The organism is Streptomyces kaniharaensis (genome assembly GCF_009569385.1).
Classification (GTDB): domain Bacteria; phylum Actinomycetota; class Actinomycetes; order Streptomycetales; family Streptomycetaceae; genus Kitasatospora; species Kitasatospora kaniharaensis.
The window spans coordinates 26,733-44,918 of record NZ_WBOF01000003.1 but is presented as its reverse complement, the minus strand read 5'-3'; the positions used below and the strand labels follow the sequence as shown (position 1 = coordinate 44,918).

The 18,186-nt window shown below is 71.7% G+C and carries 18 protein-coding genes and 3 pseudogenes; 12 read left to right on the top strand and 9 right to left on the bottom strand.

Annotated elements, in window-relative coordinates; genetic code table 11:
* Positions 1-42: 42 nt before the first annotated feature.
* Entirely contained in the window at positions 43-834 is a 792-nt protein-coding gene (locus F7Q99_RS31330; protein WP_230211102.1) for a thaumatin family protein, read from the bottom strand.
* Positions 835-858: 24 nt separating this feature from the next.
* Complete coding sequence (locus tag F7Q99_RS31325) at positions 859-1,590, bottom strand: chitinase (protein ID WP_153467758.1); 732 nt, start codon at positions 1,588-1,590, stop codon at positions 859-861.
* A gap of 215 nt (positions 1,591-1,805) precedes the next feature.
* Between F7Q99_RS31325 and F7Q99_RS31320 the strand changes: the two genes are divergently transcribed.
* From F7Q99_RS31320 to F7Q99_RS42820, 3 genes are all read left to right on the top strand, one after another.
* Positions 1,806-4,694, top strand: coding sequence for an ATP-binding protein (locus F7Q99_RS31320; RefSeq protein ID WP_195911335.1), 2,889 nt, complete (start codon positions 1,806-1,808; stop codon positions 4,692-4,694).
* Between the two features lie 436 nt (positions 4,695-5,130).
* Positions 5,131-5,787, top strand: a complete 657-nt coding sequence (locus tag F7Q99_RS31315) for a hypothetical protein (protein WP_153467753.1) — start codon at positions 5,131-5,133, stop codon at positions 5,785-5,787.
* A gap of 292 nt (positions 5,788-6,079) precedes the next feature.
* Entirely contained in the window at positions 6,080-6,202 is a 123-nt protein-coding gene (locus F7Q99_RS42820) for a hypothetical protein (RefSeq protein WP_268267686.1), read from the top strand.
* Between the two features lie 213 nt (positions 6,203-6,415).
* On the opposite strand, the gene F7Q99_RS31310 is transcribed toward F7Q99_RS42820, so the two are convergent.
* A complete protein-coding gene (locus tag F7Q99_RS31310) occupies positions 6,416-6,709 on the bottom strand; it encodes a DUF1330 domain-containing protein (RefSeq protein WP_326847377.1) in 294 nt (97 codons plus the stop codon).
* A 187-nt stretch (positions 6,710-6,896) separates the two neighbouring features.
* Between F7Q99_RS31310 and F7Q99_RS31305 the strand changes: the two genes are divergently transcribed.
* A complete protein-coding gene (locus F7Q99_RS31305; protein WP_326847376.1) occupies positions 6,897-7,799 on the top strand; it encodes a LysR family transcriptional regulator in 903 nt (300 codons plus the stop codon).
* An 8-nt stretch (positions 7,800-7,807) separates the two neighbouring features.
* Here the strand turns inward: F7Q99_RS31305 and F7Q99_RS31300 are convergent, their stop codons facing one another.
* Positions 7,808-8,116, bottom strand: a complete 309-nt coding sequence (locus F7Q99_RS31300; protein WP_230211101.1) for an LAETG motif-containing sortase-dependent surface protein — start codon at positions 8,114-8,116, stop codon at positions 7,808-7,810.
* Position 8,117: 1 nt separating this feature from the next.
* On the opposite strand from F7Q99_RS31300, the pseudogene F7Q99_RS43915 reads away from it, so the two are divergent.
* Positions 8,118-8,243: pseudogene (locus tag F7Q99_RS43915) on the top strand (IS630 family transposase); the annotation flags it as partial.
* Between the two features lie 5 nt (positions 8,244-8,248).
* Here the strand turns inward: F7Q99_RS43915 and F7Q99_RS43420 are convergent.
* Positions 8,249-8,701: a peptidoglycan-binding domain-containing protein gene (locus F7Q99_RS43420; protein ID WP_326847375.1), complete on the bottom strand. Its 453-nt coding sequence runs from the start codon at positions 8,699-8,701 to the stop codon at positions 8,249-8,251.
* 310 nt (positions 8,702-9,011) lie between these two features.
* On the opposite strand from F7Q99_RS43420, the gene F7Q99_RS31290 reads away from it, so the two are divergent.
* Together F7Q99_RS31290 and F7Q99_RS31285 are read left to right on the top strand one after the other, a co-directional pair.
* Positions 9,012-9,713: a hypothetical protein gene (locus F7Q99_RS31290; protein ID WP_153467744.1), complete on the top strand. Its 702-nt coding sequence runs from the start codon at positions 9,012-9,014 to the stop codon at positions 9,711-9,713.
* Between the two features lie 213 nt (positions 9,714-9,926).
* Positions 9,927-10,004, top strand: a pseudogene (locus tag F7Q99_RS31285) (mycothiol transferase); the annotation flags it as partial.
* Between the two features lie 46 nt (positions 10,005-10,050).
* Here F7Q99_RS31285 and F7Q99_RS43820 read toward each other — a convergent pair.
* Positions 10,051-10,299, bottom strand: a complete 249-nt coding sequence (locus F7Q99_RS43820; RefSeq protein ID WP_407697913.1) for a hypothetical protein — start codon at positions 10,297-10,299, stop codon at positions 10,051-10,053.
* On the opposite strand from F7Q99_RS43820, the pseudogene F7Q99_RS31275 reads away from it, so the two are divergent.
* The 3 genes and pseudogenes from F7Q99_RS31275 (at position 10,199) to F7Q99_RS31265 (ending at position 13,621) form a co-directional block, all read left to right on the top strand.
* A pseudogene (locus tag F7Q99_RS31275) lies at positions 10,199-10,953 on the top strand (isocitrate lyase/PEP mutase family protein). The gene F7Q99_RS43820 and the pseudogene F7Q99_RS31275 overlap by 101 nt on opposite strands.
* 926 nt (positions 10,954-11,879) lie before the next feature.
* Positions 11,880-12,233 (top strand): hypothetical protein, encoded by a 354-nt coding sequence (locus tag F7Q99_RS31270; protein WP_153467741.1) that lies wholly within the window; start codon positions 11,880-11,882, stop codon positions 12,231-12,233.
* Between the two features lie 44 nt (positions 12,234-12,277).
* A complete protein-coding gene (locus F7Q99_RS31265) occupies positions 12,278-13,621 on the top strand; it encodes a Fic family protein (RefSeq protein ID WP_326847374.1) in 1,344 nt (447 codons plus the stop codon).
* Positions 13,622-13,663: 42 nt separating this feature from the next.
* Here F7Q99_RS31265 and F7Q99_RS31260 read toward each other — a convergent pair whose 3' ends face one another.
* Positions 13,664-13,918, bottom strand: a complete 255-nt coding sequence (locus F7Q99_RS31260; protein WP_153467739.1) for a hypothetical protein — start codon at positions 13,916-13,918, stop codon at positions 13,664-13,666.
* Positions 13,919-14,544: 626 nt separating this feature from the next.
* Between F7Q99_RS31260 and F7Q99_RS31255 the strand changes: the two genes are divergently transcribed.
* Positions 14,545-14,937, top strand: coding sequence for a nuclear transport factor 2 family protein (locus F7Q99_RS31255; RefSeq protein ID WP_153467736.1), 393 nt, complete (start codon positions 14,545-14,547; stop codon positions 14,935-14,937).
* A 101-nt stretch (positions 14,938-15,038) separates the two neighbouring features.
* Positions 15,039-16,511, top strand: a complete 1,473-nt coding sequence (locus tag F7Q99_RS31250; RefSeq protein ID WP_153467733.1) for an FAD-dependent monooxygenase — start codon at positions 15,039-15,041, stop codon at positions 16,509-16,511.
* 310 nt (positions 16,512-16,821) lie between these two features.
* Here the strand turns inward: F7Q99_RS31250 and F7Q99_RS31245 are convergent, their stop codons facing one another.
* Both F7Q99_RS31245 and F7Q99_RS31240 read right to left on the bottom strand, forming a co-directional pair.
* Complete coding sequence (locus F7Q99_RS31245; RefSeq protein WP_326847373.1) at positions 16,822-17,622, bottom strand: hypothetical protein; 801 nt, start codon at positions 17,620-17,622, stop codon at positions 16,822-16,824.
* Positions 17,619-18,149 (bottom strand): SigE family RNA polymerase sigma factor, encoded by a 531-nt coding sequence (locus F7Q99_RS31240; protein ID WP_153467730.1) that lies wholly within the window; start codon positions 18,147-18,149, stop codon positions 17,619-17,621. Before F7Q99_RS31240 ends, F7Q99_RS31245 begins: the two co-directional genes overlap by 4 nt.
* Positions 18,150-18,186: the final 37 nt, after the last annotated feature.

Below are 18,186 nucleotides of genomic sequence, written 5' to 3'. Positions count from 1 at the left end.
TCCCATCAGACGATCGCCTTTGCGAAGCCGCGAACGGTTCGCTCACGTAGTGCCGTCGAACGTGACGGTGAAGCCGCTGCAATGGCTGCACTGCCGCATCACCTGGTTGCCCGGCTGCTGGTCCTGCTTGGACCACGTGTAGGCCTTCGGGCACTTCGCGCTGAGCGCGCGGCTGTAGTCGCTGGGGGTGTCCCGGCTGGGGTTGGAGCACAGCATCGGCCTGCCGTCCGGCCGGCGCGTCAGATCGGCGGAGGGGCAGGAGGGCAGCAGGTCCGCTGCGCAGCCTCCCGTGTCGCATCCGCCGCCGGCGGGAGTCGTGGCGTTCACCGGAGTGATCGTGATCGGCAGCGAGAACGCGTTCACGTAGCTCACGTCGTACCAGGGAGCGTTGGCGTCCTTGGTGTCGAAGTTGAACTCCGCGAGGCTGACGGGTTGTTCGCCCGTGGTGCAGTGGTCTGCGAACGGGCCGCAGTCTCCCACCCCGCAGTGGAAGGTACTGCCGGAAGCGCCGCCGCAGTCCTGCCGGGCGAAGAACTTTCCCCGCCAGTGGTACGGAGCGGCCGTCTCCGGGATCGTCACCGTCGCCCACTGTCCGGGCGCCAGGACCGGTAACCGGCCGAACTGCTTCGACCCGTCGAGGTTGACGCCGCTTCCGATCCACAGCTTCTGGGCGGAATGGTTCACGAACGTGACCATGTGGTTGATCGCCGCGGCCGGAGCCACAGCCGAGGCGGTGCGGGCCGGTACGGCCGCACCCGTGGCCGTACCCGCGCTCGGCAACAGCGCCGTCAACGCGGCGGCGGTGGCGAACAGCGTGGTCAGGAGCCTGCGCAATGACTTCTCCATAGGATCACTCGCTCAGCAGGTCAGATTGCTGCCGGGGGCCGTGCCGAGGGTCTGGGCGAACTTCCGGTAGAGGTTGACCCTGTCCTGCATCTCCGCGGTGTTCCGGCCGGCGCACTCCACCGCGCCGTTGATGCTGCGGATCGTCTGACCGAATCCGGCCCCAGTGACCATCGCCTGGTGCGCCGTCATGGAACCGGGCCCGGACTGGGTGTTCCAGTACCAGAGCGCGGTCTTCCAGGAGATCTGGGCGTTGGTCTGCACCAGGTTGGGGTTGTTCAGCAGGTCGACGTGCAGGGCGTCGCCCGCCGCCTTGTAGTTGAAGTTCCAGCTGAGCTGGAGCGGGCCTCGCCCGTAGTAGGCCGCCTTTCCCGCCGGGCAACCGTAGGGCTGGCTGGCGTCGCAGTACGTCGGATAGTTGGCGGTGTTCTGCTCCACGATGTAGACGAGGCCGCCGGTCTCGTGGCTGACGTTCGCCAGGAAGGCCGCCGCTTCCTGCCGCTTGACCGTGTCGCCGCCGGTGTGCGCGAAGCCGGGGTAGGCGCTCATCGCACCGACCAGCGCGTCATATGTGTAGAACGGGTTCTTGTTCGGGAACATCGTGTCGAACTGGGCCCGGCTCACCACGAAGCCGGCCTGGCCCGCCGCCGTTGAGCGGGCCGACTCGACGGCGGAGGCGGGCAGTGCGAGCGCCGATACGGCCGCCGCTGCCGCGGCGATCGTCAAGGCTGAGCGTCGAAAGGACATGGCTGGCTTTCCTTACCTGGTGACGGTTTTTCCGGATCACCGACAGCAGGCCGGCCGTGCCGGACGTTCGGCGACGAGACGATCCTCCGGCCCCGGGTCCGCCGAGACATCCGTGAGCCTCACGGAGATCCGGCCGGGTGCGGCCGCCTCGGCCGGCAACTGTGTGACGTACGACGACGTTTGGCACCCCGCCGAACCGGGTTAGGGTCATGTACATGCTGGTACGGAATTTGGGCGGCGTGGTCGGACGGGACGCCGAACGAGCCGTGGTGGAGGCTCTGGTCGCCGATGTCACGGCCGGTCGCGGGGGCAGCCTGCTGATCGAGGGCGAACCGGGCATCGGCAAGTCTGCATTGCTCGCCGTCCCACTCGCCGCGGCCGAGGCCGCCGGATGCCAGGTGCTGATCGGGCAGTGCGATGAGCTGGGGCAACGCATACCGCTCTCGACGATGACGCAACTCCTCGGCGTGCAGCCGGATTCGGCCGATCCCCGGCACCCGGAGGCGGCGCGGCCCCTTCGACGGCCGGAGGCCGATGCGGGCTGGCACATGCGTCTGCTCGTGGCCGATCCGGTGGCGGCCACCATCGAACAACTACTCGCTCACGTCGACCGGTTGTGTGCGTCCGGCCCGGTGGTGCTGGTACTGGAAGACCTGCAGTGGGCCGACGAGGCGACCCTGCTGATGTGGCGTCGCCTCTGCCGGGCCGCGGTGCAGCTGCCGCTGCTGGCCATCGGGACCTGCCGCCCGGTACCACGCCGGCCGGATCTGGTGCGGCTGCGACGAGAGCTCCAGTCCCAGGGCGGACGGGTGCTCCCACTCGACCGCCTGAGCGAGGCGAGCGTGTCGGAGCTGGTGGGCCTGCTGGCCGGCGGGAGCCCCGGGCCGCGGCTGGCCGAGCGTCTGGAGTCGGCGGCGGGCAATCCGCTCTACGTACGGGAGCTGCTGGACGCCCTGGGTCGCGGCGGATCCCTGCACCGGGCCGCCGGCACGGTGGAGTTGTCAGCGGACGGCCGGGACGCCGGGGAGCTTCAGGCGCTGCGGGACGTGATCGCGGACCGACTGGCCGGTCTCTCGGCCGATGCTCAGCAGACACTGCGCATCGCGTCCCTGCTCGGGCCCGAGTTCTCGGTAGCGGATCTGACGGCGGTGGCGGGAGACGCCGGTGCCCTCCTGCCGGTGTTGGAGGAAGCGCTGAGCGCGGGCGTGCTGGAACCGGTCGGGCCCCAGCTGCGCTTTCGGCACGCCTTGCTGAAGGAGGTGCTGTACGAGGCCACGCCGTCCGCCCTGCGGGCCGCAGTCCTGCGGCAGGCGGCTCAGGAGCTGATCGCCGCCGACGCGCCGGTGGAGCGGGTGGCCGAGCTGATCCTGCCGCTCGTGGGGGCGGCCGACGGCTGGGAGTGGGAGTGGCTCGCCAACAACGCGACACGACTTGCCGACCGTGCTCCCGCTGCCGCCGCCGAGCTGCTCGAACACGCCCTGCGGCAGACCGGCGCGGACTGCCCGCGGCGCGCCGTGCTGGCGGGCCAACTGGCGGCGCTCTACTTCCGGATGGGCCCCGTCGAGCGCGCGGAGGAACTGGCCCGGAACATCCTGCTGGGCACCTCCGACCGCGAACTCGTCGGCCGGGCCAGGTGGCTGCTCACCAGCATCGCGATGCGGGCCGGCCGCTACCAGGACGTGGCGGCGAACTGGCGCGAGGCCCTCGGTGACCCACGGCTGGCGCCGCATTGGCGCGCCCGGCTGCTGGCCCTGCTGGCGCTCGCCCGGGGCTTCCGGGGAGAGCTCGGCGGGGGCCGCGAGGCCGTGGCCGAGGCACTCGCCGAGGGGGAGCGGCTCGGCGACGCCACCGCTGCCGGCTACTCCCTGAAAGCGGGCGCGCTGATCAGCAGCAGAGCGGGCGACCAGCGCGGTGCGCTGGCCCTGGTCGACCGGGCGCTGGCGGAGATCGGCAACGATCTCGAACTCGCCGACCTGCGGCTCATGCTGCTGGGCCACCGGGCCGTGGCACTGGACAGCCTCGGCCGCTCCCAGGAGGCGGAGGAGACCCTGGCCCACGCCCGTACCCTCGCCGAGCGGACCGGAGCGGTGCTGCTCTCCATGACCCTGGTCAAGATCGCCGAGAGGTACTACGAGCGCGGCCGGTGGGACGACGCGCAGGCGGTCCTGGACGAAGCCACCGACCTTCCGCAGCCGCGCTGGCAGCTCGCCCATCACAGCCTGGGCGCACTGATCCGCGCCCGCCGCGACAGTGGGCAGGAGGCCGCCGAGCACCTGGAGGTCCTGGACGGCGAGGCGGTGCCGCCGACCTGGCCCGTGGCGGCCTCCTACCGGATCGTGGCCCGCAGTCTCGCCCTCGAGCGCACGGGCCGGCCCCGTGAGGCACTCGAGGTGCTCGCGGTGCTGCTGGCCCCCGCGTACGAGTACGACGTCAGGAGGCATCCGGAGTGGCTGGTCGGCCTGGTCCGGTTGGCGCTGGCCGTCGACGACCAGGAGACGGCGCGGGCCGCGGCGCGCGTAAGCCGGCGCAACGCCGACCTCGAACCGCTGCCCGCCACCCGGGCCGCCGCCGACTGGTGCCACGGGCTGCTGCACAACGACTCGGCCCGGCTGCTCGCCGCCATCGACCACCAGCGCACCGCCGGTCGGCCCCCGGAGCTCGGAAACGCCCTGGAGGACCTCGCCGTGCTCCAGGCCGCGGCCGGGGACCGCGACGCGGCCCGCGACGCGTTCGGTGAGGCCCGCGCGGTCTACGCCGAACTGGGCGCGGCCTGGGACGCGCGCCGCGCCGCCTCCCGCCTGCGCCCCTGGGGAGTCCGGGCCGGGATCCGGGGACCGCGGGCCCGCCCGGCCTCGGGCTGGGGTGCGCTGACCGCGACGGAGCGGCGCGTCGCCGAACTGGTCGTGCAGGGGCTGTCCAATCCCGACATCGCCGCGCTGCTGCTGCTCTCGCGCCGCACCGTGGAGACCCATGTCTCCCACATCCTCACCAAGCTCGGTGTCCGTTCACGCCGCGAGGTCGCGGCGCTCGCCCACGCGGCACCTTCCGGCCCACGCCCGTCCGCGCCGCCCGGCAGGCCGGCCAACTCCTCGGGCACGCGGTGACGGGCTCAGCGGAAGGCATCGGCGTGGTGTTCGCACCAGGAGCGGAAGGACCCGGCGCGCGCTCACTCGCCTGGGTCGCGCCCCACCGGGGTTGCGAGCCGGCGCAGCAGGGCGATCGCCGTCGGCACGGTGTCGTCACAGACGTCGCAGAGGTCGCAGAGGTCGCAGACGTCGCCGGGGGCGCAGCGGGTCCGGTGGACGAGGGCCGCGAGCCGGATGTCGGGCTCCGTCGCCGGGTCGTCGGCCAGGGCGTCGAGCCACGCGGTCGCGGCGGTGCGCGCGGCCGGCAGCCGTAGGGTGCGGCGGTGGCCGATCTGGCCGAACGACCTGCGCGCAGGCGTCCAAGAGCCTGCCGACGAATAGGACCAACACTCCGTGCCGCAAGCGTGGCCGTGACTGCCGGGGAGGGCCCGTGACGCGAAGTACCGTCCGTCAGATGTCGAAGCGCGGACGACGAAAGCGCTTGATCGCCGTAGCTGCCATAGCCGTTCTCGGTGGCGGGTTCGCCATCAACGCATGGATCAACCGGAGCCCGGAAGCCAAGGTCTACGAAGGCCCCGTGGCCGGCTACCCACTGCTGGTCAGTTCCGACGGCCAGACCCTGACACTCGGCATCGGCTGGGGCTGCGAGAAGCAACCCAAGCTCGTGGTGCGCGAGTCCGCCAACGCGGTGAAGGTCTCCCTGCGGCACACGGTCCCCCCGGGCTTCTGCGACCCTGGCGGCTACGGACAGATCACCACCCACCTGAACAAGCCGCTCGGTTCCAGGACGCTGAACGACGCCACCGGCAAGCCCGCCATGCACTTCGACGAGCGCAACCTCCTCCGGCCCGCGTTCCTGCCGGAGAACTACTACCCCGCCCCGGCAGGCGAGATGGTCTACCTGTCCGGTGTGGCCCCACTGCCGACCGACGCCCCCGCCTGGGCGATCGGGTATACGCTGGGCACGGGGCCCGACGTACAGGGGCGCCTGATCATCAGTCAGTTCCTCGGGAACAGCACGCCACCGAATGGTCGGGTCGCCACAGTCAAGGGTCGCCCCGCGATCATCACGCAACCGGACCCCAACGGCGGTCCCCGTTCGCTGACGTGATCGGATGGGACCTATTCCTTTATTGTCGCCACCGGTGCCCCACCACGGCTCTCGGACGCGGAACTCATCCACGTCGCCGAGAGCCTCGGCAGCTGACACTACAAGGACGACGGCTGGTGGGGCCGTACCACGCGTTCCAGCGGATATCACGGCGAATTCCGGACGGATCGGGAACTCCGTGCGGGGTGGGTGGCCGGCTGCCCCTTTCTGTACGGCATCCGCCCAGGCCATGGCGGGGGCGTCGTGGCGGCAATCACGTTTGAGTGCAGGTCAAAGCGCTGGTAGCGTCCGCATGCTCGCGGGAACGTTCCACCCGGATTCCCCTGCCACGCCCGCGATCCCTCTCGCCCACTTCCCGCACTGGGTGATGACCGGCACCGCCCCTGCCCTCGCCCTCGGCCGGACGGAGGCGTGAACCCGGCCCTCGCCTGGTCGTTCGCCACTGCGCGGGAGCCGGCCGTTGCCCGACGTTGGGTAGCGCGGCGAGCCGCCGACAGGGATCAGGCCGTCGAGGACGTCGACGGCGAACTGGGACGCGGGGCATCGCTTCGAACTCGTCTCGTGAGTCGTCGTTGAGCACCGTGTGCGTATCAGGTGACGGATGCTCAGCGATGGCTGGGCCCGCCGGTCAGTCGATGCCTTCGGTGATGCGGAAGTCGCGCTCGAAGCCGTCGGGGAGGGCCGCCAGCGCCTTCTGGTATGCCTCGCTCTCGTATGCCGCGACGGCCTGTTCAAAGCTGTCGAACTCGATCAGAACGACGCGTTGCGTGATTCCGGCCTCGTGGGCGACGACTCGACCGTCACGGGACAGGAGGCGCCCGCCCGCAGCCCGGACAGCCGGACCCGCCAGCTTGTTGTAGGCAGTCAGCCTCTCGGGGTCGGAAATGGCGGGGTAGACACTGGCCCAGTAGCCCTTAGCCACGGAAACCTCCCATGTTCGGCCGTACACGTCCGACTTCGGATTGACACTCAGATCGATCGATCCCGGCGACGGGTACTGCCGTGAGCTGAATCGTCATATCGCAGGCTAGGGCTTGATGTTCGGTCGAGGGAAAGACCGGTACGGGATAGGCTCAGAACGGATCGTTATCAATCGGCAGGGAGGGAACGTGGCGCCGGATACGGTGAGCCTGCGGTACTTCCTGGTGCTGGCACAGGAGTTGAACTTCACCCGCGCGGCCGCACGGATCGGTATCGCACAGCCCGCACTCAGCGCCCGGATGCGCCGATTGGAGTCGGAACTCGGTGCGGCCCTGATGGTCCGCAACACGCGCAGCGTCGTATTGACCACGGCCGGTGCGGCTTTGGCGGAGTCCGCGCCGCCCGCGCTGGCGGCGCTGGACCGGGCTTGGGACACCGCCCGGAGCGCGGCGGCCGGTGAACTGGGCGCGCTGCGCATCGGATACAGCCTCAGCGCCGGGGCCGAGACGGCACCGGCCCTGGTGGACAGGCTGATTCGCGGCAACAGCGGACTCGAGGTCGGCGCGGTCCCGATGGCGACACCGGAGATCTCTCCCGCGGTCGCCGACGGCCGCATCGATGCCGGGATCACCCGCGGTGAACAGCCCGGCCGTGGCGTGCGCCGGTTCCTGCTGCGGCGTGCGCGCGTCGGGGTCCAGCTGGCGCAGCACCATCCGCTGGCCGAACGCCCGGAGATCGAGATCGCCGACGCGGCCGCGTATCCGCTGCGACTCCCGGACCGTGCGGCCAACGCCGTGATCCACGATCAGCTGTCCGCGCTGTTCCGAGACATCCGACCACACCCCCGATTCCACACGCCCGCAGTCTCTTTCGACATGTCACAGCGCGACCTGCGCGATGGGGTCACCCTCGCCCCGGCCGGAGAAGCCGCAGCCACGGCACAACCGGCCGGTCTCACCTGGCGACCGCTGCGGGGCGCGCCCAGCCTGACGTTCCACCTGGTCCTCCCACGCGAGGAGTCGCCACTACACCGCCGCATCCGTGCCGTCGCCAAAACCCTGGCGCACGAGCTGCACTGGCTGCCGGACTGACACTCCGGTCAGCGCTGGGTGCGCAGCCGGCGGACGGCGATCAGGACGCCCGCGCCGAGGGCGAGGAGGGCGGCGGCGGAGGCGGCGAGGAAGCCGTCGGTGCTGCTGGAGCCGGTCTGCGCGAGCTCGGGGGTGCCGGCCGGCGCGGTGGTGGCGGGCGCGGCCGAAGTGGCCTGCGGTGCCGGGGACTTCGGAGCCTCGGCGGCGGGCGCGGCGACGGGCACGGCGGCGGTCTTGTCGGCGGCGGCCGGGTTGGCCGGGGTGCTCGGCTTCGCGGTGGCGGTCGGCTGCTGGGCCTTCGGGTCGACGCCTCTCATCACCGATCCGGATCATCTCACCCGCACCCTCCGACGTGGACTGCGGCGCATCCGACTTCGACCCGCCCTCATCGACGGATGCCTGGCCGGCACCGGGCTGTCACTCACCCCACCGACCCCACCCTGAAAACCTCAGTGCCAGGTGGTGGGCAGGTACGTGTAGCAGTAGGAGGTGCTGGTGCCGCCGCCCGCGCGGTAGGGCATGTCCGAGCCGGTGTAGGTCGGGTCGCCGTGGGCCATGAGGGCGTTGCCGGTCTGGGGGCCGAGGACGCCGTCCTGCGGGAGACCCATCTCCTCCTGGAAGTTCTTGATGGCCTGCTTGGTCTCGGGACCGAAGCTGCCGTCCTCGGCGGGCTCGGCGTGGTCGGAGCCAGAGGTGCGGAACCACCCGTCGGCCTCCACCGCACTGTCGCCCGCACCGAACAAGACGACCCCGGCCAGGCGCCGGGGGTGTGGCTGCCGCTGACCGACGCGGCGGCCCTCCACTTCTACCCGGACATCGGCCCCGTCCTCGACCAGGCCACCCGACCCGACGCCCGCCGCGGCCGTCAAGGAGAAGCGGTGCGGCTCCTGGTAGCGCCGCACCTGACCTTGCCTCACCTTGGCGTAGGCCACTGACCTGCGCCGCTCGAAGCCTGGCGCGCCTTAGGGAGATCCTCCCGCGAGTACCCGAACCCATCTGCGCTCCTTCACCCGGGCAGTTCGTGCGGCCTGAGTGAGCTGGGTGAGAACGCGGACCTGTTCAGGAACGTCGCTGACACCGAGAGCCTCAAGCTCCTTCCGGGAGGTAGTACAGCGGTGCTGTCGTCCCACGCGTAGTGGCTGAGCCATCGTGGTGATGTCCATTCGAGCGAGAGCATCCACGGCGCGGGAGTGCGGGCTCTAGCCTGGCGCCGTGACGAGTCGAAATCGAACCTCCCGTACCGGCGCGGCTGCCCTCGTGGCTGCCGGCCTCGTGTTCCTCACCGCCTGTGGCGGCAGTGGCAGCAGTAGCGACAGCAAGGCGAAACAAGTCGGCTGGTACCGCACGGTCGGCGACCTCTGCGCGGTGGTGGGCGATCCTGGCCTGCCGGGGCAGCTGAGGAGATCCATACCGGTGACGAGCGAGGGGATCGCGAGCGACCCGTCCAAGACGCTCAGCTGCGGCTACGACGGCGGTCCGGCAACGGAGGACTGGCGGGTGACCATCGATGCGTTGGTCTTCGAGGCGGCCCGCGGCTGCCACTGGCTGGAGGTCGAGGCGGACATCGCCAAGTCCCCGCTCGGCGGGCCCAAGCCGACCGAGACGCGGAAGTTCGAGATGACCGACGGCGGGGGGCTCGGCCAGGAGGGCTACCAGTCGTCGGTCCGGCACCCGCTCACCGACACCATCCCCGGGCCGGTCGACCAACTGAGCTTCAAGTCGGCTATCTGCGACGGGAATCTGCGCCTGACGGTCGACGTCGACTACAGCGCGGGCTCGGGGATGTCCGCGGACTACCCGGGCGCGCTCGACAAGGCAGAGGAGGCGTCGCGGAAGAAGGCCGCCGAACTGCTCAAGCGGGCGCGGGAGAAGCTGTACGAGCGTGCGATGAGCCCGCAGCCGACTGCTTCGTGACAGGCAGGCGCCCGGTGCCCCGGGACGACAACGACGGGGACGGCTGGCGCGAGTCCGACGACGCGGTGCCCATCGTCGCTCGGTGTCGGTCGTGTGCAGCTGGGCCGATGGCGTCGCTCGCGGCGCCCTGGATCACGGCTGACCGGTCCGGCCAGTCCTATCTCCGGTGGCCTGAGGCGGACGAAGCGCACCGTGGCGTGGCGCCCGGTTCCAATCGCCGAGACCGCGCAGCACGCCGGGCACGCGCACATCATCCGGGAGTCGCTGGACGGGGCGAGGTCGATGGGCTGAGGCCGATGGGCTGACCGGTGGGGCGGGGCCGACGGGGTGGGGCCCGTCAGGGCGTTTCGACCCCGAGCAGCTCGCGCAGCGCCCGGCCGCCGTCCGGGGTGACCCGCAGGGCGCGGCCGGAGCCGATCCGCTCGACCCAGGCGCGGTCCAGGGCGGCGCGGCAGAGTGCCGCGCCCAGGGCGCCGCCGAGGTGGCTGCACCACCGCCCCGGCCGGCCGCTGCTGCTCCCGAACGCCTGGGACCACGCCTCGGCCGCCGCCCTCGCCGCCGAGGGCCACCCCGCGATCGGCACCACCAGCCTGGGCGTGGCGGCCGCCGCCGGCCTGCCCGACGGCGCCGCCGCCACCCGCACGGAGACCGTACGGCTGGCCCGCCGGCTCGGGCGTGACGGCTTCCTGCTCAGCGTCGACGTGGAGTCCGGCTTCAGCGACGACCCGGACGAAGTGGCCGCGCTGGCTGTGGAGTTGGCGCGTGCCGGGGTGGTCGGCATCAACTGGAGGGCGGCCGGGCGGACGGCACGTTGGCGCCGGCGGCCGTCCACGCGGCGAAGGTCGCGGCGGTGAAGGCGGCCGTGCCGGAGCTGTTCGTGAACGCCCGTACCGACACGTACTGGTGCGGGCGGTCCGACCCCGAGCCGGAGACCGTACGGCGGCTGGAGAGCTACCAGCGGGCGGGCGCGGACGGCGTGTTCGTCCCCGGGCTGGTCGAACCGGCGGCGATCGCCCGGTTCGTCGGCCGGCTGTCCGTCCCGCTCAACATCCTGCTGGCGCCGACCGGCCCTTGCCTCGCCGAGCTGGCGGAGCTCGGGGTGGCCCGGGTCAGCCTGGGCTCACTGCTGTACCGCGCGGCGCTGGCGGCGGCAGTGGCCACGGCGGCCGCCGTCGCCGCGGGCGGGACTGTCGGGCCGGTGCCCGGGTGCGCCGATGTGCAGGCGCTGAGCGGGAGTTGAGCATTCGGCGCGGGTGAGTGGCGACTCGTGGATCAGCCCTTGTGCTGCGCCGCCCGGGTCCTCTCGATCCCGTCCAGGATCACCCCGACACCGCGGAGGAAGCTGCTGTCTCGCGTCCCCCTACATCGGGGTGTTGCAACGACCTCTTTGAACTGAAGGGAGCCGATGCCGATCTCGGCTTCCGGGCCCGGGTCCGTGACGTGCCGCCGTTCGGTGATCGGTCCCCGCACCTGGGCACGGATCACCTCGCCGAGGCCGAGCTCCCGGGTCCAGACGGCGTCGTCGAGGTAGCGGGACTCGTCGGTGGTGGGGTTGGCTACTGGCCGAATTCGTCGAAGGCGGCCTGGAGGTCGTCGGCCAGGGATCGGAGGTCGCGTGCTAATCAGGGTGCTGACACCTGGGGCACAGCTCGTGGCGGCCCTCGGCTGTGATCACAGTGCCCCAGCCGCGGCATTCTTCGCAGCTGCGGGCCCGGTCGATGTTCGCGCGGACGATAGGAGCATGGGGGTGGGCTCCATGAGTCATGGGTGATTTTCCTCTGTAGAGCACTATCACTTACGCCCAGTTTGCCATGGTTCGTATAGATATGCGGCATGGGTCGTTGGCGCTCGTGATCGGCTTGGGCGGCAAGACACAGGTCCATGGCAAGCGGAAGGTGCGCCCGGACGGTGTGTGGCAGGCGGCGGAGGTCGGCCACTGACGTCGCGGACGCCGACATCGCCTATCTCGAAGTCCGGTGAACCCGTTGCCGCTGCACTGGTTCCAGAAGGACGCCGTCGCGGCCGCGGTGCGCGAGGTGAAGGACGGCGGCCGCGCGACCGTCGTCGCGGCGACCGGCTCGGGCAAAGACGCTGATCGCCGCCGGGTGCGCCCGGCGTCTGGCGGCGAAGGGCCGGGTGTTGGTGTTGGTGCCGACGATCGAGTTGATGGAGCAGACGGCGGAGTCGTGGTCGCTGAATGGCGGGCGCCGGGGCTTGGCCGTGGCGGCGTGCTCGCGGGAGGAGGCGCTGGAGAGCGGGGAGACCGGCGGCCGGATCCAGGCCCGGGTGACCACCCAGGCCGCCCGGATCGCCGACCTGGTCGCCTCGGTGAAGGCAGGGGAGCCGGTAACCGTGTACATCTGGGCCGAGGACCGCTCCTGGGTCCTGGACACCGACTACGACCTGTGGGCCACCAAGGTCGCCGGCCCCCCGGCCCTCATCGAGGCCCTTCTCGGCCACCCTGAGCCGGAGGCGATGCGGGCTGCCCTGGGCGCCCCGACGACTGACCTGAACACCTGAAAATCGCTTGATCCGGTCCAAGGGCGCCGTGCCAGTCTTGCCCGGTGATTCTGGAGCTGTATCCCGGCGGTCTCGCCTGGGACGACGTGGACCCCGCCCGGCACCCCTTCGACCCCGAGTCGGCCGCCCGCGAGATCCGCGCCCTCGGCCCGGCCCGCCATGTGACCCACCGGCCCGACCCGTCCTGCACCGATGCCACTATTACCGACTGGGGCTGGACCGTGGCCGAGCGCTGGACGGACGCCATGACGCTCGCCCTCGTCGAACGCTTCGGCGGCTGGGCCGCGGGCTGGCGCTACTCGACAGGCGAAGGGGGCCTCGACGGCGGGCCGGTCGGCCACTGGTGCTGCCCCCGCGACTCCGTCACCACCCCGAAGGAGACGATCGACCGCGTCGCCGCCTCGCTGTGCGAATGGCGCGAGTGGCTGGAAAGCCTCGCTGACCGGTTCGAGGCGTACCCGCTGGACCCGGCCGCCCTCGACGACCAGCGGATCCTGTGGGAGCGCGCCGTCCGGAACCTCGTCCAGCAGGTCGTCGACCGCACCGGCGCCGAGAGCGGCTGGTACGGGCACTGCCATGAGGTGCTCACCTGGTTCCTCAACCGCTGGGGGTTCGAGCCCGAGCCGGCCAGGCAGGCGATCGGCGGGCGGTTCAAGAGCTGGACCGCCCCGAAGCTGGTCCTGATCGACGACGTCGCCGAGCGGATCGCGCTGTCGCTGCCCCTGGAGGGGAGCGTCGCCCAGCCGGCCGAGCCCGCACCCGACCACCTGCGGAGCTGGCTCGCCCTGCGCGGGACGGTCGCCTGGCCGGAGCCCTCACCCCAGGCCGGGGACGGACCGGTGACCGCGGAGCGCGACGGCGCCGCCGAGGACATTCGCCACTTCGACGCCGCCCTGGACCCGGCCCGCGCGGCCGGCCTGCTCACGGCCCTCGACCTGCTGCGCGCCGACGCCGCACGCGGGGCCCGGCTCGACTTCGACCTGCTCCGCGGCTGGCAGCAGCACATCCTGGGCACGCCGGAGCCGCCACCGTTCCGTACCCTGCCGGCCTTCGCCAAGGAAGGGCGGGAACGCTACGGCATCGCCCCCGACACCCGCGCCCACCTCGATAAGTGCCTCGCCGAGAGCGCGGCCGACGGCGAACTCCCGCTGATCGCCCGCGCGGCACGCGCCTACCTCGATGTGTGTTTCTTCCACCCGTTCGACGACGGCAACGCCCGCGCCGCCTTCCTCACCCTGGTCTTCGTGCTGGCCCGCGAGGGCGTCACCCTCGAAGGCGTCGGCCTGCTGCGCCGAGTGAGCTTCCAGGCCGACAACCCCGACGACCCGCCGACCCTCGCCCGCTACATCCACATCCACCTCAACGACAGCCGGCGGGGCGTCGGCTGACCCGTTCCTGAGGCTGCGTGAGAAGTCGGACCGGCGGACTTCTCACGCGCAGACATGCTCGTAGTCAGCCGTGGATCCGCTCGGGGCCGGAAACTCCACCGTTGCGGCGGGGGTGCCGCCGTCCGTGCGGCGGACCTGAGCACGCAGGGCGCCCAATACGGCCCACGGGGTCCCGACGGCGTGGACGGCGCGGCGGCCGTACGGGGTGGGGAAACTGGCGACCCGTTCGACACTGACGTGCTCGTAACCGCAGGCGCTGTCCAGGATCTCTTCCTGGTCGGGGTAGAGGAAGCTCACCCAGCGGCGTCGAACACCTCCACGGCGGGCGTGCTGCCACCGGGAAGCGGGTTGGTGGCGCAGCCCCGGTTGTGCTCGGTCCGGACCTGACGCTCAAGGAGGCCGTGCGGGCTCTTTGAGACCTTGAGCCGGTGCGGCACGGCTTCCGAATCTACGAGGCGACTGCGCCGGCGGCGTTGTGTCCGACCGGATGACCCACTGGTGGCGCCGTACCTGGTCCGGCCACACCCGCGCTGGATACCCGCCCGTCGCCCTGGCCCTCACCGGCGCCGGACCGGTCGCCCTGGGGGCCGCCAGGAGGCGATTGCCGAGCTGTCGGCCGAGTGCTGGCGGCTCCTGGTGGACCGTCCGGCAGCCCGACAACGACGCGACGGCTGGCGTGAGTACGACGACGCGGTGCCCATCGTCGCGACCACCCCTGGAGCTGCTGGCCGAGCACGGGCCGCTCGGGCCGGTGTGGTGGCGCTACGGCCGTTCCCCAAGTGCGTGCAGGCCTGGAGTCTGTTCCCCTTTCGGATTTGCGTGCGCAGAGCACGCTTTTCCTGTACGGTAATAAGCGTGCTTCAGGCACGCATCTTCGATCGACGCATGGCGGGTCACTCCCGCGCCCAACCGAAGGAATTCCCATGAACCGCACCGACGCCCGCGCCGCCCTGACCGACCTGCTCCTCACTCCGGGCCTCGACCTGGACGAGGCCGCCGACCGGCACTTCGCCCCCGACTACCGTCAGCGCACCGACGGGAGCTGGGCGGACCGCACCGAGTTCCTCGCCCACATCGCCCATCTGCGTACGGTCGTCGCCGGCGGCTCGGTCGAGGTGCACGACGAACTCTCCTCCGGCGACCGCTACGCCGACCGCCACACGATGGAGGTCATCAAGAAGGACGGCTCCACCGTCCGGATGGAGGTCTACCTCTTCGCCGAGTTCGCTCCTGACGGCCGGTTCCGCCGCATCGAGGAGACCACCCTGATGCTGGAGGGCGCCGAGGCCGACCGGAACCTCGGCAGCGCCCGCTGAGGTGTAGTGCCCACCTGACGTCGTGCGGCCGCCCCTGTGCCAGCGCATCGGGGCGCCGCCGGCGTGGCGCATCGTCCCAAGAGTGAGAGGAAGTGGTTGTCATGCTCGAGGTGCTCATCGCCGGGGCCGGCCCGGTGGGGCTCTGGCTCGCCGCGGAGTTGCGTCTGCACGGGGTTGGGGTGACTGTCGTGGAACGCCGGGCGGCACCGGACGGACGGTCGCGCGCGGTCGGCATGCAGGCCGGCACGCTGGACACCTTCGCCACCCGAGGACTCGCGGAGCGGTTCATCGAACGCGGCACCCTGGTGCCGACCGGCCACTTCGGCGCGGCGACCACCCGGCTGGACTTCTCCACGGTCGGGGCGGTGCACCCGTTCATGCTGGCGCTCGGTCAGTCCGTCACCGAACAGCTCCTGGAGGAGCACGCGGTTGCCGTGGGCGCCCGCGTGCTGCGCGGAGAGGAGGTCGTCTCTCTCACCCAGGGCCCGGACGCCGTCGAGGCGGTGATCCGGGCCAGTGGCACCCACCGGACCGTGCAGGCCCGCTGGGTGGTGGGGTGCGACGGCACCCGCAGCGCGGTGCGCCAGGCGGCCGGCATCGACTTCCCCGGTCAGAACACCACGCTGACCGGGTGGCTCGCCGACGTCGAACTCGACGATCCGCCCACCGCGCCGCTCGCCGCCACCGGGCCGGCCGGCTCGTTCCTGGCAGCCCCGATCGGCGACGGCGTCCACCGGCTGGCGGGCCTGTCCACGGCCACCATGCACCACGGCACCGGCGAACCGCTGACCCTGGAGGAGGTGCGCGAGCAGACCCGCATGCTACTGGGACGGGACCTCGGCATCCGCAACCCCCGGTGGCTGTCGCGTTACGGCAACGCCACCCGCCAGGCCGCGCGTTACCGGGCCGGACGGGTGCTGGTAGCCGGGGACGCGGCGCACATGTTCTTCCCGGCCGGTGGGCAGGGCATGAACCTCGGCATCCAGGACGCCACCAACCTGGGCTGGAAGCTGGCCGCCACCCTCCAGGGCCGGGCACCCGACGGACTACTCGACAGCTACGACAGGGAGCGCCGGCCGGCCGCCCGCGCCGTCATCGACAACACCCGCGCTCAACTCGCCCTGTTCGCCGCGGCGAGCCCGGAGCAGATCGCGCTGCGCGAGGTCTGGTCCGCCGCGCTCGCCGAACCCGGGACCAACCGCCAGTGGGCCCGCCGGATCGCCGGCTTCGACGACCCGCTCCCCGCCGACACCGTGCCCGGCGCACACCCGCTGAACGGCACGCGACTGGCCGGCCTCGCCCTGGCGGCGGCCGACGCACCCACCGCCCACCCGCTGATGCACCACGGCCGGCCGCTGCTGCTGGACCTCGACGGGACACGGACGCCGTGTTCCGCAGACGGCCTGGAACAGCGGACAGCCGCCGTCAACACCGAAACGGCGGATCCGATCTGGCGGGACGTCACCGCCGTTCTGATCCGACCGGACGCCCGGATTACGTGGGCCAGCACCGACACCGACCCGCAGCGCCGGGCCGCGGACTGCCTCACCGCCCTGCGCACCCTGTGCCGCTGAGCGCGCTCGGTGAGCCCACCCGCCGGAGCCTAGTGGGTCATGACGGTGGGGTGAGGTGACGGCAACCTTTTTTCGGTGCGGGCGCGGCTGATCGCCCGGGAAGCGCTTCCGGTTGTCCGGCAGGCGCAGCTCCTCCCGCACCCTCCGTTCGGGTACTTGGAGGCATTCTCCACCGAGGTCGAGCACGCGATCCCGCACCGCCCAACTCGCCACGCTGGGCATCACGTGATCAAACCGGCGGATCACCTGAACGATGCCACCCTGACCTTGCCGTGCCGACCCCGCCCCGCCGACCCCACCGTGCCGGGCCTCAGCGTGCCGGGCCGAACCCTCCCCATACCGAGGCGGGGCCGCCGGCCGACTGGGCATCGACCCGGTAGCTGTCGTTCGCGGCGCTGCGCACGCCGGTGGCGTGGTTGAACTGGCCGGCGAATTCGTGCTGTCCGACCGGAACCGTGTGGCCCGGCTTGAGGACCCAGCGGTAGACCAGCACGCCGCCGGACTCCTGGACGGTGACCGTGAAGTCCTCGCTCGGCAGGGTCCGCCAGTTCCCGGTGTCGTGGACCTCGCCGGTTTGGGTGATCCGCAGCTCGACGGTGAGCGAGGTGAGCGGCTGGGTGGTCTTGAGGACGAGGTTGTGCTGGGACCAGTAGACCGTGCTGTGCGAGTCGACCGATCCCTCCGACCACAGCGATCCGTTCGCAGGGCGGCTGCTCGCCGAGGAGGTCGGGCGTGGACTGGCCGGGGTGGGTACAGGTGCCGGGGCGACGGTGCTCGGGGCAGTCGATGGCGTCAGTGAAGGCGTGACCGCCGGGGACGGGGTGACCGTCGGGGACGGGGTGGCCGTCGGGGTGGCCGGAGTGGGGGCGACGGTGTCCGACGGGGCCGGCATCCGGACGATGCCGGCCACGGCCAGGCCGCCGGTCGCCAGGATGCCGGCGGTGGCGAGGCTCGCGAGGGCGGCCCTGGGCCACGATCTCGCGAACGATGGTGTGCGGTGGCGGACGGGAGGGCCGGCCGCGCCGCGTTCGACGCGGGCCAGGATCCGTGCGCGGTCGGGCTGGTGGGCGTCGGCGGCCTCGCGCAGCCCCCGGGCGATGTCCTCGTTCACCGGTTCCTCCTTCCTGTCGCCAGTTCGCCGACCGCTCGTGCGCCGAGTACGCGTTCCAGCTCGGCCATCCCCTTCGAGGTCTGGCTCTTCACCGTACCGACCGATATGCCCAGTGCCACGGCGGTGTCCTTCTCCGACAGGTCGAAGGCGAAGCGCAGTACCACGCACGCCCGCTTGCGGAACGGCAGCCGGGCGAGCGCCGCGCGGACGTCCAGCACGGTTGCCACGTCGGGGCCTTCCGTCTTCTCCGGGTTGCGGGACCAGAACAGCAGGACCCGGCGTCGCTCGCGGACTGCGCTGCGGATCCGGGCCCGGGCTATGTTGGCGACCACCCCGCGCGCGTAGGCGAGTGGGTGGTCGGCGGCGCGGAGCCGGTCCCAGCGTTGCCACAGGGCGATCAGGGCGTCTGCGGCGAGGTCGTCGGCCGCATCCGTCTCGCCGGTCAGGAGGTGGGCGAGGCGGGCGAGTTCGGAGTAGTGGCGTTCGAAGAAGTCGTGGAACTCCGCGGACGCGTCATCGAGGAGCATTTCCCCCGGTCGCCCTCTCCCTGCAATGTGAGCGTTA

What these genes read in the sequence shown, in the direction of transcription:
- F7Q99_RS31325 (WP_153467758.1), bottom strand. Translation starts at nt 1,590, where the DNA reads ATGTCCTTTCGACGCTCAGCCTTGACGATCGCCGCGGCAGCGGCGGCC.
- F7Q99_RS31320 (WP_195911335.1), top strand. Translation starts at nt 1,806, where the DNA reads ATGCTGGTACGGAATTTGGGCGGCGTGGTCGGACGGGACGCCGAACGA.
- F7Q99_RS31315 (WP_153467753.1), top strand. Translation starts at nt 5,131, where the DNA reads ATGTCGAAGCGCGGACGACGAAAGCGCTTGATCGCCGTAGCTGCCATA.
- F7Q99_RS42820 (WP_268267686.1), top strand. Translation starts at nt 6,080, where the DNA reads ATGCTCGCGGGAACGTTCCACCCGGATTCCCCTGCCACGCCCGCGATC.
- F7Q99_RS31300 (WP_230211101.1), bottom strand. Translation starts at nt 8,116, where the DNA reads ATGAGAGGCGTCGACCCGAAGGCCCAGCAGCCGACCGCCACCGCGAAG.
- F7Q99_RS31270 (WP_153467741.1), top strand. Translation starts at nt 11,880, where the DNA reads ATGGAGCAGACGGCGGAGTCGTGGTCGCTGAATGGCGGGCGCCGGGGC.
- F7Q99_RS31255 (WP_153467736.1), top strand. Translation starts at nt 14,545, where the DNA reads ATGAACCGCACCGACGCCCGCGCCGCCCTGACCGACCTGCTCCTCACT.
- F7Q99_RS31250 (WP_153467733.1), top strand. Translation starts at nt 15,039, where the DNA reads ATGCTCGAGGTGCTCATCGCCGGGGCCGGCCCGGTGGGGCTCTGGCTC.
- F7Q99_RS31240 (WP_153467730.1), bottom strand. Translation starts at nt 18,149, where the DNA reads ATGCTCCTCGATGACGCGTCCGCGGAGTTCCACGACTTCTTCGAACGC.